We start from the raw sequence: 12815 nt of genomic DNA, 5'->3' as shown, positions 1-12815 counted from the left end.
AGGTCAATCCCTTTCCTACGATTATTTCGGATTTTTTTGCGGCGGGCATTTTGCGTCCAGCTGCTGGTTGAGCGCTTCCTTGCGTTCTAGCGGCAAATCGTTCCAGTGCATGTCCAGAAGCGCGCCTTCAATGGCATACAGCAGCACCTTCGATGCGCGGAACCCTCGCGTCTTCACGGCCTGGTACGCGCCCACCGCGCCCAGGCGTCGCAGATCCGATGCACTGTGGATGCCCGCTGCATGCAGCCACTGCGCAGAGGTCTTGCCAAGGTTCTTCAGATGCTGCAATTCATCGTTCATCGAGCCTCCTTGCGATGGCTGAACGGGTCATGGGGGATAAATCGCGAGCAGGTCAGAGAGGAGTGTAGCGGGGGTTGGAAAATGCGCGGCCTTTTGCCATTGGGGGCGACGAGATGCCCTGGATGCGTGGCCTGTACCGGCCTCTTCGCGGGTAACCCCGCGAGTGGGCCGGAACGGGAAAACGCTGAACTTACAGCCCGGGCAGGCGCTGGCGAACCTGTTCGATGACCTGGTCCATGCTGCCGGCATCCTGGGTATCGACGCGTTTGCTCTGTGCCAGCTCTTGCGCATCCAGTGGCTCACGGCTGGCCTGCTGGGCCTTGATCACGTCGAGGGTGGCATCCGATGGGTCGTTTTGCTCTGCCTGGCGCTGCTCCAGCCAGCTGGCGATGACCGCGTCCGGTGCATGGCAGTCGAGGATCAGGAACGGCACACCGGTCTGGCTGGCCACATCGGCTGCCGCCTGGCGCTGCTTGCGCTTGAGGTAGGTGGCATCCAGCACTACCGGGAAGCCGGCGCGCAGAATGGTTGCCGCCACCTCGTGCAGGCGCTGGTAGGTAGCGGCACTGGCGTCCTGGGCATAGATGCCTGAACTTAGCTGGCCCGCATCGGCCTGCTGCTGCTCGCCGAACAGGCGCTTGCGCTCAACGTCCGAGCGTACGCGGACCGCGCCGAGGGCCTCGACCATGCGCATGGCCACGTGGCTTTTGCCTACCGCCGAAACCCCATGGGTAATGGCCAGCAGGCGCGACGGGATGGCACTGTAGCTTTCTGCCAGGTTGGCGTAGTTGCGGTAGGTGCGCAGGGTGGTCGCACGCTGCACGCCATCGGCATTGGCCGGCATGCTGAACAGCGCCACCTTGGCCCGTACCAGCGCGCGGTAGGCCTTGTAGAAGTTGAGCAGTTCCAGGCCTTCGTAATCGCCGGTCAGTTCCAGGTACTGGCTGATGAAACGCCGGGCCAGGCATTTCAGGCCGCGGTCTTCGAGGTCCATGGCCAGGAAAGCGGTGTCGGCGTAGACGTCGGTCAGGCGGAACGGTTCGTTGAACTCGATGCAGTCGAAGATCACCACCTTGCCATCGATCAGCGTCGCGTTGCCGAGGTGGATGTCACCGTGGCATTCGCGGATGAAACCGTTGGCCTTGCGCTTTTCCAGCAGGCCATGCAGGCGCTCGAAGCTGCTGCGTGCCCAGGCCTGCAGGGCGTCAAGCTGCTGCAGGTCGGCCCTGTCGCTGAGGAACGGGCGAATCTGCTCGAAGTTCTGCTCCACGGGCGCCATCACGCTGTCCGGCGTGCCCAGGGGGTGCTCCACCGGCACGCGGGGCGCCTGCAGGTGGAATTCGGCGATCTGCCGGGCCATCTGGTCGACATGCGCGGCGTTCAGTTCGCCATTGGCCTGCAGAGTGCTGAGCATCTGCCCCTGGGGGAACTGGCGCATCTTCAGCACGTATTCGATGGCTTCGCCTGCGCCACCGATCTGCGGCGCCTCGACGCTACCGGTAATCGGCAGCACTTCCAGGTACAGGCCGTCGGTCAGGCGCTGGTTCAGGCGCAATTCTTCGTTACAGAAGTGCTGGCGCTGATCCAGGCTGGTGAAATCGAGGAAGCCGAAGTTCATCGGCTTCTTGATCTTGTAGGCATATTCGCCGGTGAGCAGAACCCAGGAGATATGCGTCTCGATCAGCTGGAACCCCTCCACGGGGTGAGGGTACAGGGCAGGGTTCTGCAGCGCGGTGATAAGGGCTTGGCTCACGGGAAATCCTTCCGGGGCAGGGAATTCGAATGCGCCATTATGGTCAATGGTGCCGCCCCTGCCTACCGCCGGGCCGTCTGCCCAGCCTTTATAAAGTGCGTATAATCCGCCGCCATGACTCGAACCCGAAATCCCCGTACCCCTCAGAAACGCCCGACCGGCCGCTCCCGCGCCTGGCTGGGCTGGGCCTTGAAGCTCAGCCTGGTCGGCCTGTTGATCGTTGCCGGCTTCGCGGTTTACCTCGATGCCGTCGTCCAGGAAAAGTTCTCCGGCAAGCGCTGGACCATCCCGGCCAAGGTGTACGCCCGGCCGCTGGAGCTGTTCACCGGGCAGAAGCTGAGCAAGGACGACTTCCTGACAGAGCTGGATGCGCTCGGCTATCGCCGTGAAACCGCTGCGAATGGCCCCGGTGCGGCGTCGGTCAATGGCAATACGGTCGACCTCAACACCCGCGGCTTCCAGTTCTACGAGGGCATGGAGCCGGCACAGTTCGTGCGGGTGCGCTTCTCCGGCGACTACGTTGCAGGCCTGTCCGGGGCCAACGGCAAGGCGCTCGATGTGGTGCGCCTGGAGCCGCTTATGATCGGCGGCATCTACCCGAAAAACCTCGAAGACCGCATCCTGATCAAGATCGACCAGGTGCCCAAGTACCTGCTCGAAACCCTGGTGGCCACCGAAGACCGCGATTTCTATAGCCACTTCGGGGTGTCGCCCAAGTCGATTGCCCGCGCCCTGTGGGTCAATACGTCGGCCGGCTCGATGCGCCAGGGCGGCAGTACCCTGACCCAGCAGTTGGTGAAGAACTTCTACCTCACCAGCGAGCGCAGCCTCAGCCGCAAACTGACCGAGGCCATGATGGCCGTGCTGCTGGAGCTGCACTACGACAAGCGCGAAATCCTCGAGGCCTACCTCAACGAGGTGTTCGTCGGCCAGGATGGTCAGCGTGCGGTGCACGGCTTCGGCCTGGCCAGCCAGTTCTTCTTCAGCCAGCCGCTGTCGGAGCTGAAACTGCACCAGATCGCCTTGCTGGTGGGCATGGTCAAAGGTCCGTCCTACTACAACCCGCGACGCTACCCCGACCGCGCCCTCGCGCGCCGCAACCTGGTGCTCGACCTGGTGGCCGAACAGGGCGTGGCGAGCCAGGCGGAAGTGGACGCGGCGAAGAAGATGCCGCTGGGCGTGACCAAGCGCGGCAGCCTGGCTGACAGCTCGTTCCCGGCATTCCTTGACCTGGTCAAGCGTCAGCTGCGTCAGGACTACCGCGATGAAGACTTGACCGAAGAAGGCCTGCGCATCTTCACCAGCTTCGACCCGATCCTGCAGATGAAGGCCGAGGCTTCGATGAGCGAGACCTTCAAGCGCCTGGCAGGCCGCAAAGGGGCTGACGAGGTTGAGTCGGCGATGGTCGTCACCAACCCGGAAACCGGTGAAGTGCAGGCGCTGATCGGCAGCCGTCAGGCCGGCTTCGCTGGCTTCAACCGCGCCATCGATGCCGTGCGCCCGATCGGCTCGCTGGTCAAGCCGGCGGTTTACCTGACCGCGCTGGAGCAACCGACCAAGTACACGCTGACCAGCTGGGTGCAGGACGAGCCCTTCTCGGTCAAAGGCGCCGACGGCCAGGTCTGGCGCCCGCAAAACTATGACCGCCGTCCGCATGGCACCATCTACCTGTACCAGGGGCTGGCCAACTCCTACAACCTGTCGACCGCCAAGATCGGCCTGGAAGTGGGCGTGCCCAACGTGATCAAGACCATCGGCCGGCTGGGCGTGAATGTCGACTGGCCAGCCTTCCCGGCCATGCTGCTGGGCGCTGGCGGCATGTCGCCAATGCAAGTGGCGACCATGTACCAGACCATCGCCAACGGCGGCTTCAATACGCCGATGCGCGGTATCCGCAGCGTGCTCACCGCCGAGGGCGAGCCACTCAAGCGCTACCCGTTCCAGATCCAGCAGACCTTCGACCCGGGTGCCATCTACCTGGTGCAGAACGCCATGCAGCGGGTAATGCGCGAAGGTACCGGTCGCTCGGTATACAACACCTTGCCGCGCACGCTGACCCTGGCGGGCAAGACCGGGACCAGCAACGACTCGCGGGACAGCTGGTTCTCCGGTTTCAGCCAGGACCTGCTGGCCGTGGTGTGGATGGGCCGTGACGACAACGGCAAAACGCCATTTACCGGCGCTACCGGTGCCCTGCAGGTGTGGACCAGCTTCATGAAGAAGGCCGACCCGCTGCCGTTGGACATGCCGCAGCCGGACAACGTGGTGCAGGCATGGATTGACCCATACAGTGGCCATGGTTCTGATGGCAGCTGTCCGGGAGCAGTGCAGATGCCGTATATTCGCGGGAGTGAACCGCCCGCCGGTGCGACCTGTGGCGGCGAGCAGGATCCGGTTGAATCGGTCATGGACTGGGTCAAGGGCTGGATGAATTAAGCACAGGCTGCATTGAAGAGGTGTGACGTGAACAAGTGGCTGTTTCCTGCCGTGACGGCGCTGGCTGTGCTCCAGGGGTGCGCCAGTGTCCCGCGCGGCAATATTCCGGTGGTCGACTCGAGCACCCGCGTGTCCAATAGCGAACGCGTCACGGCCAACCGCTCGGTGGGTGGCTATAACGCGGGTACCGCGCAAGCGCAAACGCTGCCTGAGGACTCCGGCGTCACCGTGATGATCCCGCAGGGTGCGGGTGCCTCCGGCATCCAGACATTCCCGGCGGCCAACGGCTCGGCACCGATCAGTACCTCGCCGATCACGCCGGGGCCGATCACAACCGGCCCGGTCAGTTCGGCGCCTATGACCACCAATCCGAACCCGATCGCAGACGAACCGTTCGACATCGCCGCGATGAACAGCGCCCCGCAAAGTACCAGCGCCCCGACCGGCATCCCGCGTAGCGGTGCCGCTGCAGGCGGGCTGTCGGCTGATGAGCAGCTGGATGGCCCGGTACTGGCACTGCTGACTACTGCGCAGTCGCAGCAGGGTAGCGGTGACTTCAACGGTGCTGCTTCCAGCCTGGAACGTGCCCAGCGCATTGCCCCGCGCGAGCCGCAGGTGCTGTACCGCCTGGCCCAGGTGCGCCTGTCGCAAGGTGACGCGCCACAGGCCGAGCAACTGGCGCGTCGCGCCCTGACTTACGCCAACGGCCGCCCGAGCTTGCAGGCCGAGCTGTGGAACACCATCGCCCAGGCCCGCGAAAAGCAGGGTGACAGCGCTGGTGCTGCGCTTGCCCGGCAAAAGGCTCGGGTCAACTCGTGATGATCGAGCAACGCATTCTGGATATTGCCGACCATCTGATGTTGATCGAACGTGAGCTGCAGGTGCAGGGTTGGTGGGATGCCGAGGCGCCAAGCGACGAGGCACTGGCCAGTACTGTGCCGTTCGCCGTCGATACCCTCAGCTTCGAGCAGTGGCTGCAATGGATCTTCCTGCCGCGCATGAAGATCATCATCGAGCTGGGCCACCCGCTGCCCAGTGCCTCCGGCATTCTGGTCATGGCCGAAACCGTATTTACCGACCGTCCGGAACAAAGCCGCGAGCTTCGGCGGCTGTTGGCAGCTTTCGATCAATTGATTGCTCCTTCAGCCTGATTTCTTCAGTTTTTCCTTCAAGGGCCGCAGATTGTGGCCCTTTTTTGTGGAAATCTTATTAATTCTGCTGCTGAAGCGATTTTTAGTGGTGGCAGGAATTCATCTTGGCGAAAAATTGGCAATAATTTTTCTTGACTTGTTGGCGCCGAATCAGAAGAATCCAATTTCCGCTGTAGAGGGACTGCCAGAAGCAGACCCGCTAAGCAGATCATGAGGCGCACACCCGCGCCGACCTGTTACACCCCGCAACGCGTTACCTCGCGCTGGGTGGGAAAACCCCGCAACACTCTGGGGCGCTCCCAATACTTGCTCAGTCAGTGCTGACGTTCGCTCATGCTCTGCTTGGCAGTAAACCTATTAAGACCCGTCCAGTGAGGGCGGTATTCTGGCGTTTTAGAGGTGAACAACGTGGAGCTTTTATCTGGCGCTGAGATGGTCGTCCGCTTCTTGCGTGACGAAGGCGTTAAGCACATCTACGGGTACCCTGGTGGTGCTCTCCTGCATGTTTACGACGCGCTGTTCAAGGAACCGGAAGTCGAGCACATCCTGGTTCGTCATGAGCAGGCGGCTACCCATATGGCGGACGGTTATGCCCGTGCCACCGGCAAGGCCGGCGTGGTACTGGTGACTTCCGGGCCCGGTGCGACCAATGCCATTACCGGTATTGCCACTGCCTACATGGACTCGATCCCGATGGTCATCCTGTCTGGCCAGGTGCCTAGCACCATGGTCGGTACCGATGCCTTCCAGGAAACCGACATGATCGGTATTTCGCGGCCTATCGTGAAGCACAGCTTCATGATCAAACACGCCAGCGAAATCCCGGAAGTTCTGAAAAAAGCATTTTACCTGGCGCAATCCGGTCGCCCAGGCCCGGTCGTGGTCGACATTCCAAAAGACATGACCAACCCGGCCGAGAAGTTCGAGTACGTTTACCCGAAAAAGGTCAAGCTGCGCTCCTACAGCCCGGCCGTTCGTGGCCATTCCGGGCAAATCCGCAAGGCTGCGGAAATGCTGCTGGCCGCCAAGCGCCCGGTGGTTTACTCAGGCGGCGGCGTGATTCTCGGTGGTGGCTCCGAGGCCCTGACCGAAATTGCCAAGTCGCTGAACCTGCCGGTCACCAATACCCTGATGGGCCTCGGTGGCTTCCCGGGTACCGATCGCCAGTTCCTCGGCATGCTCGGCATGCACGGCAGCTTCACTGCCAACATGGCGATGCACCATGCCGATGTCATCTTTGCCGTTGGCGCCCGCTTCGACGACCGTGTGGTAAACGGCCCGGCCAAGTTCTGCCCGAACGCCAAGATCATTCACATCGACATCGACCCGGCGTCGATTTCCAAGATGATCAAGGCCGACGTGCCGATCGTCGGCCCGGTCGACAGCGTCCTCAGCGAAATGCTCGGCATCCTCAAGGAAATCGGCGAGCAGCCTGACAAAGCGGCGCTGGATGCCTGGTGGAAGCAGATCGATGAATGGCGTGGCAATGGCGAGCTGTTCCCTTACGACAAGGGCGACGGCAACGTCATCAAGCCGCAGAAGGTCATCGAGACCCTGTGCGAAGTGACCCATGGCGACGCCTTCGTCACTTCCGACGTCGGCCAGCACCAGATGTTCGCGGCGCAGTACTACCGTTTCAACAAGCCGAACCGCTGGATCAACTCCGGTGGCCTGGGCACGATGGGCTTCGGCTTCCCGGCGGCGATGGGCGTCAAGCTCAACTTCCCGGACCAGGACGTGGCCTGCGTAACTGGCGAAGGCAGCATTCAGATGAACATCCAGGAGCTGTCCACCTGCATGCAGTACGGCCTGCCGGTGAAGATCGTCAACCTGAACAACGGTGTGCTGGGCATGGTCCGCCAGTGGCAGGACATGTCCTACAACGGTCGTCACTCGCACTCGTATGTCGAGTCGCTGCCTGACTTCATCAAGCTGGCCGAGGCCTATGGCCATGTGGGTATCCGCATCACCAGCCTGAAGGACCTCAAGCCGAAGCTGGAAGAAGCGTTTGCGATGAAGGACCGCCTGGTGTTCATCGACATCGCGGTTGACCGCAGCGAGCACGTCTATCCGATGCAGATCAAGGATGGCTCGATGCGTGACATGTGGCTGAGCAAGACGGAGCGTACCTGATATGCGGCACATCATTTCCCTGCTGCTGGAAAACGAACCCGGTGCGTTGTCCCGTGTGGTCGGCCTGTTCTCCCAGCGTAACTACAACATTGAAAGCCTGACCGTGGCGCCGACCGAAGACCCGACCCTGTCGCGTCTGACGCTGACTACCGTTGGCCATGATGAAGTGATCGAGCAGATCACCAAAAACCTGAACAAGCTGGTCGAAGTGGTCAAGCTTGTCGACCTGTCGGAAAGTGCTCACATCGAGCGCGAACTGATGCTGGTCAAGGTCAAGGCCACCGGTGCCCAGCGCGCCGAGATCAAGCGCACCACGGACATCTTCCGTGGCCAGATCGTCGACGTCACCGCCAGCGTGTACACCGTGCAGCTGAGCGGCACCAGCGACAAACTGGACAGCTTCATCCAGGCCATCGGCACTGCATCGATTCTCGAAACCGTGCGCAGCGGCGTTACCGGCATTGCCCGTGGCGACAAAGTGCTCAGCATCTGAATTCCACAAATTAGCGATGGCTCCGCAGGGGCCGAGATATAACCAGGGGTATTTTCATGAAAGTTTTCTACGATAAAGACTGCGACCTTTCCATCATCCAGGGTAAGAAAGTCGCCATCATCGGTTACGGTTCCCAGGGCCACGCTCAGGCGTGCAACCTGAAGGACTCCGGTGTAGATGTCACCATCGGTCTGCGTAAAGGTTCGGCCACCGTTGCCAAGGCAGAAGCCCACGGCCTGAAAGTGACCGACGTTGCCTCCGCCGTCGCTGCCGCCGACCTGGTCATGATCCTGACTCCGGACGAATTCCAGGGCCAGCTGTACAAGCAGGAAATCGAGCCGAACATCAAGAAGGGCGCTACCCTGGCCTTCTCCCACGGCTTCTCGATCCACTACAACCAGGTGGTTCCGCGTGCCGACCTCGACGTGATCATGATCGCGCCGAAGGCCCCTGGCCACACCGTTCGCTCCGAGTTCGTCAAAGGCGGTGGCATCCCTGACCTGATCGCGATCTACCAGGACGCTTCGGGCAACGCCAAGAACGTCGCCTTGTCCTACGCCTCGGGCGTGGGTGGCGGCCGTACCGGCATCATCGAAACCACCTTCAAGGACGAGACCGAAACCGACCTGTTCGGCGAGCAGGCTGTTCTGTGCGGTGGTACCGTCGAGCTGGTCAAAGCCGGTTTCGAAACCCTGGTCGAAGCTGGCTACGCGCCGGAAATGGCCTACTTCGAGTGCCTGCACGAGCTGAAACTGATCGTTGACCTCATGTACGAAGGCGGCATCGCCAACATGAACTACTCGATCTCCAACAACGCCGAGTACGGTGAGTACGTTACCGGTCCGGAAGTCATCAACGAAGAATCCCGCAAGGCCATGCGCAACGCCCTGAAGCGCATCCAGGACGGCGAGTACGCGAAGATGTTCATCTCCGAAGGTGCTACCAACTACCCATCGATGACTGCCAAGCGCCGCAACAACGCCGCTCACGGCATCGAAATCATCGGCGAGCAGCTGCGCTCGATGATGCCGTGGATCTCGGCCAACAAAATCGTCGACAAGACCAAGAACTAAGTCTGTCGAAAGATGAAAAACGCGGCTTCGGCCGCGTTTTTTCGTTCTGGCCCCTGGCTTCTGGTATAAAGCAGACCAGTGGTCCGCCGTTAGAACCTGTCTTGCGGGCCCGTGTCGAACATTTTCCATCCTGTTGCAAGGTACCCTCCATGAGCGAACGTCCCGAAGAGCCGAACAAGCCCTCCGACGCCGAAAGCCTGCTACCTGTCGATGAGCACGTTGAAGAAGGGCATGATGCCGAAGGGCGCAAGGTGCGCCACCGTGGCATCTATCTGCTGCCCAACCTGTTTACCACCGCCAACCTGTTTGCCGGTTTCTATTCCATCATCAGCTCGATGAGCGCGCAGAGCGCCCTCAGCGCCGGTGACCCGCGCGAAGCGAGCAAGTACTTTGCCTTCGCTGCCATCGCCATCTTCGTGGCCATGGTGCTCGACGGCCTGGATGGCCGTGTCGCACGCATGACCAATACCCAGAGCGCCTTCGGTGCCGAGTACGACTCGCTGTCGGACATGGTCGCCTTTGGTGTGGCCCCGGCCTTGCTGGCCTTCGGCTGGGCGCTGGGCGACATGGGCAAGGTTGGCTGGATGGTCGCCTTCATCTATGTGGCTGGTGCGGCGTTGCGTCTGGCACGTTTCAATACCCAGGTCGGTACTGCCGACAAGCGCTACTTCATCGGCCTGGCCAGCCCGGCCGCTGCAGGCGTGGTGGCGGGTACCGTATGGGCGTTCAGCGACTACGGCATCCAGGGTTCCAAACTGTCGTTCCTGGTGGCGCTGCTGGTGGCTGCTGCCGGCATGCTGATGGTCAGCAACATCAAGTACAACAGCTTCAAGGAACTGGACCTCAAGGGCCGTGTGCCGTTTGTGGCGATCCTGGCCGTGGTGCTGGTGTTTGCCGTGGTCTTCAGCGACCCGCCGCGCATCCTGCTGCTGATCTTCCTCGCCTATGCGGCTTCGGGGCCGATCCAGTTCCTGCTGAAGGGGCGTCGGCGTAAAGCCTGACAGCCCGTTAATGTTGGAATAACCCTCCGGCTCCATAGTCTTACTGGTACATCCGCTATCCAGTGCTATGGAGCCGCCCATGCTCATCAAGCTATCCAGGCCTTCCGAATGCAAGGCATCGGAGATCACCCCTGAAAGCCTCTATCTTTCCCGGCGTGCCCTGATGGGCGGTTCCCTGGCGGCGCTGGCCCTGGGTGTGTTGCCAGGCCGGGTGGGTGCGGCTGAGGTTTCGCGTTATGCCGATGTACAGGCCGGGCGTGCGCCTGCCTGGTTTGCCGGCAAGCTTGCTGCTACACAATGGCAAGCGGTAACGGTCAAGGATGAGGCGATCACGCCGTTCAAGGATGCGACTCATTACAACAACTTCTATGAGTTCGGGCCGGACAAGGGCGACCCGGCGGCCAATGGCGACAGCCTGACCACCGAACCGTGGAGCGTTGTGGTCGATGGCGAAGTGGGTAAGCCCGGGCGCTATGCGCTGGAAGACTTCGTCAAACCGTACCAGCTTGAGGAGCGCATCTACCGGCTGCGCTGCGTAGAGGCGTGGTCGATGGTCATTCCATGGCTGGGTTTTCCGCTGGCACAGGTACTCAAGCAGGTCGAGCCGACTTCCAGGGCGCGTTATGTACGCTTCGAAACCTTGAAGGACCCGGAGCACATGCCCGGGCAGCGTTCGGGTTTCGCCTTGATCGACTGGCCCTACAGGGAAGGCTTGCGTCTGGATGAGGCGATGCACCCGTTGGCGATCCTGGCGGTGGGCATGTATGGCCGCGAACTGCCCAACCAGAATGGCGCGCCACTGCGCCTGGTAGTACCGTGGAAGTACGGTTTCAAGAGTATCAAGTCGATCGTGCGTATCAGCCTGGTGGCCGAGCAGCCTGGTACTACCTGGCAGGGCCTGGCGCCGGACGAGTACGGCTTTTACGCCAATGTGAACCCGACGGTCGACCATCCACGCTGGAGCCAGGCGCGTGAGCGGCGGCTGCCCAGCGGGCTGTTCAGTCCCAATGTGCGGGAAACCCAGATGTTCAATGGCTATGCCGATGAAGTGGCGTCGCTGTATACCGGGCTCGATCTGCGGAAGAACTATTGATGCGTTACCCCTGGTTTCGTCTGGCCATCTTCCTCGTGGGGGGGCTGTTCCCGGCCTGGTGGTTGTATGAGGCCGCGCTGAATCTGCTGGGGCCGGACCCCGGCAAGATCCTGATGGACCGCCTCGGGCTTGGTGCACTGACCTTCCTGCTGGTTACCTTGAGCATGACGCCGCTGCAGAAGCTGACGGGCTGGCCGGGTTGGGTCGTGGTGCGCAGGCAGCTGGGGTTATGGGTGTTTGCCTATATCGTGTTGCATATCCTGGCGTATCTGTTCTTTATTCTCGGGCTGGATTGGGGGCAGCTGGCGGTGGAGCTACGCAAGCGTCCCTACATTATTGTGGGCGCGTTGGGGTTCCTCGGATTGCTGGCCTTGGCGGTTACCTCGAACCGGTATAGTCAGCGGCGTTTGGGGGCTCGCTGGAAGAAGCTGCACAGGTTGGTGTATGGCGTGCTTGGGTTGGGGTTGCTGCATTTCCTGTGGATCGTTCGGTCGGATCTGCGTGAGTGGGTGATCTATGCGTTTATTGGTGTTGTGTTGATGGTGTTACGGGTGCCTGTGGTTTCACGGGTGTTGCCCAGGATTGCCCGGAGGCAGGGGAGGGCGGTTTGAGGGTTGGGGGGCGGTCTTGGAGCTGAGTTGGTTTCAGAAGTGTCCGCCACGACCCTTGCAGCGCCTGCACAATCGAGCGCCGCCCGCGCGGCGCTTGATCGCACAGGCGCTGAATGCGTCGTGCCAGGCACTTGGCAGCCGAGATACGGTCTTTTTCGCGTCCATTTCAATTTCTTGAAATTAACCCTTGACCCCTCTCCGAATCCCCTTATAATGCGCCCCACTTCCAGCGACATTGGAACGAAAAACTCCTTGTTAATCAATGAGTTAAGTAGTGGCGAAGAGATTGGGAGGGCTACGGTCGCATGATCGGCAGCGGTTGAGATGAAGGTTGACAGCGGTTTTAAACGCTGTATGATTCGCCTCCCGCTACGAGTGATCGCAGCGAGTCAAGTGTTTGAAGCTAAACGAGTTTCTCGCAAAAAACTTCAAAATAAACGCTTGACAGTCAATGAGGAAAGCGTAGAATGCGCGCCTCGGTTGAGACGAAATGCTCTTAACCAAACGCTCTTTAACAAATCGAATCAAGCAATTCGTGTGGGTGCTTGTGAGTACGGACTGATAGTCACAAAGATTATCAGCATCACAAGTGGCCATGCGAGAAATCACATAGTCATTTGAGATTGCTGAGCCAAGTTTAGGGTTTCTTAAAAACCAAAGCAGTATTGAACTGAAGAGTTTGATCATGGCTCAGATTGAACGCTGGCGGCAGGCCTAACACATGCAAGTCGAGCGGATGACGGGAGCTTGCTCCTTGATTCAGCGGCGGAC

At 60.8% G+C, this 12815-nt stretch carries 11 protein-coding genes and 1 rRNA gene; 10 read left to right on the top strand and 2 right to left on the bottom strand.

Annotated elements, in window-relative coordinates; genetic code table 11:
• Positions 1–21: 21 nt before the first annotated feature.
• Positions 22–300 (bottom strand): TfoX/Sxy family protein, encoded by a 279-nt coding sequence (locus QSV36_RS23090; protein ID WP_170032702.1) that lies wholly within the window; start codon positions 298–300, stop codon positions 22–24.
• A 190-nt stretch (positions 301–490) separates the two neighbouring features.
• Positions 491–2053: a bifunctional aminoglycoside phosphotransferase/ATP-binding protein gene (locus tag QSV36_RS23085; RefSeq protein ID WP_289134795.1), complete on the bottom strand. Its 1563-nt coding sequence runs from the start codon at positions 2051–2053 to the stop codon at positions 491–493.
• A 114-nt stretch (positions 2054–2167) separates the two neighbouring features.
• Here QSV36_RS23085 and mrcB point away from each other — a divergent pair, with 114 nt between their 5' ends.
• From mrcB to QSV36_RS23035, 10 genes are all read left to right on the top strand, one after another.
• The gene (gene mrcB, locus QSV36_RS23080) at positions 2168–4489 is read left to right on the top strand and encodes a penicillin-binding protein 1B (RefSeq protein WP_289134792.1); all 2322 of its coding nucleotides are present in this window, start codon (positions 2168–2170) and stop codon (positions 4487–4489) included.
• Between the two features lie 27 nt (positions 4490–4516).
• Positions 4517–5308 carry a tetratricopeptide repeat protein gene (locus QSV36_RS23075; RefSeq protein WP_289134790.1) on the top strand — a complete coding sequence of 264 codons (792 nt, stop codon included), beginning with the start codon at positions 4517–4519 and terminating at the stop codon, positions 5306–5308.
• Positions 5308–5640 (top strand): YqcC family protein, encoded by a 333-nt coding sequence (locus tag QSV36_RS23070; protein ID WP_170032694.1) that lies wholly within the window; start codon positions 5308–5310, stop codon positions 5638–5640. Before QSV36_RS23075 ends, QSV36_RS23070 begins: the two co-directional genes overlap by 1 nt.
• A 408-nt stretch (positions 5641–6048) precedes the next feature.
• Positions 6049–7773: an acetolactate synthase 3 large subunit gene (locus tag QSV36_RS23065; protein WP_170032692.1), complete on the top strand. Its 1725-nt coding sequence runs from the start codon at positions 6049–6051 to the stop codon at positions 7771–7773.
• 1 nt (position 7774) lies between these two features.
• Positions 7775–8266: an acetolactate synthase small subunit gene (ilvN, locus tag QSV36_RS23060; RefSeq protein WP_003250040.1), complete on the top strand. Its 492-nt coding sequence runs from the start codon at positions 7775–7777 to the stop codon at positions 8264–8266.
• Positions 8267–8322: 56 nt separating this feature from the next.
• Positions 8323–9339, top strand: coding sequence for a ketol-acid reductoisomerase (gene ilvC, locus QSV36_RS23055; protein ID WP_013974255.1), 1017 nt, complete (start codon positions 8323–8325; stop codon positions 9337–9339).
• 149 nt (positions 9340–9488) lie between these two features.
• On the top strand, positions 9489–10340 hold the full coding sequence (gene pssA, locus QSV36_RS23050) for a CDP-diacylglycerol--serine O-phosphatidyltransferase (RefSeq protein ID WP_170032690.1): 852 nt from the start codon (positions 9489–9491) through the stop codon (positions 10338–10340).
• A 79-nt stretch (positions 10341–10419) separates the two neighbouring features.
• A complete protein-coding gene (gene msrP, locus QSV36_RS23045) occupies positions 10420–11433 on the top strand; it encodes a protein-methionine-sulfoxide reductase catalytic subunit MsrP (protein ID WP_289134786.1) in 1014 nt (337 codons plus the stop codon).
• A complete protein-coding gene (gene msrQ, locus QSV36_RS23040) occupies positions 11433–12044 on the top strand; it encodes a protein-methionine-sulfoxide reductase heme-binding subunit MsrQ (RefSeq protein ID WP_289134784.1) in 612 nt (203 codons plus the stop codon). Before msrP ends, msrQ begins: the two co-directional genes overlap by 1 nt.
• Positions 12045–12711: 667 nt before the next feature.
• Positions 12712–12815 (top strand): 16S ribosomal RNA (locus QSV36_RS23035); the annotation flags it as partial.

This window comes from Pseudomonas sp. BCRC 81390 (genome assembly GCF_030341915.1).
In the GTDB taxonomy this organism is placed as follows: Bacteria; Pseudomonadota; Gammaproteobacteria; order Pseudomonadales; family Pseudomonadaceae; genus Aquipseudomonas.
Note: the sequence above shows the minus strand (reverse complement) of the source record. Positions and strands in the feature narration are given on the sequence as shown.

Coding starts and splice junctions, on each gene's coding strand:
- QSV36_RS23090 (WP_170032702.1), bottom strand. CDS start 300: ATGAACGATGAATTGCAGCATCTGAAGAACCTTGGCAAGACCTCTGCG.
- msrQ (WP_289134784.1), top strand. CDS start 11,433: ATGCGTTACCCCTGGTTTCGTCTGGCCATCTTCCTCGTGGGGGGGCTG.
- mrcB (WP_289134792.1), top strand. CDS start 2,168: ATGACTCGAACCCGAAATCCCCGTACCCCTCAGAAACGCCCGACCGGC.
- ilvN (WP_003250040.1), top strand. CDS start 7,775: ATGCGGCACATCATTTCCCTGCTGCTGGAAAACGAACCCGGTGCGTTG.
- pssA (WP_170032690.1), top strand. CDS start 9,489: ATGAGCGAACGTCCCGAAGAGCCGAACAAGCCCTCCGACGCCGAAAGC.
- QSV36_RS23070 (WP_170032694.1), top strand. CDS start 5,308: ATGATCGAGCAACGCATTCTGGATATTGCCGACCATCTGATGTTGATC.
- ilvC (WP_013974255.1), top strand. CDS start 8,323: ATGAAAGTTTTCTACGATAAAGACTGCGACCTTTCCATCATCCAGGGT.
- msrP (WP_289134786.1), top strand. CDS start 10,420: ATGCTCATCAAGCTATCCAGGCCTTCCGAATGCAAGGCATCGGAGATC.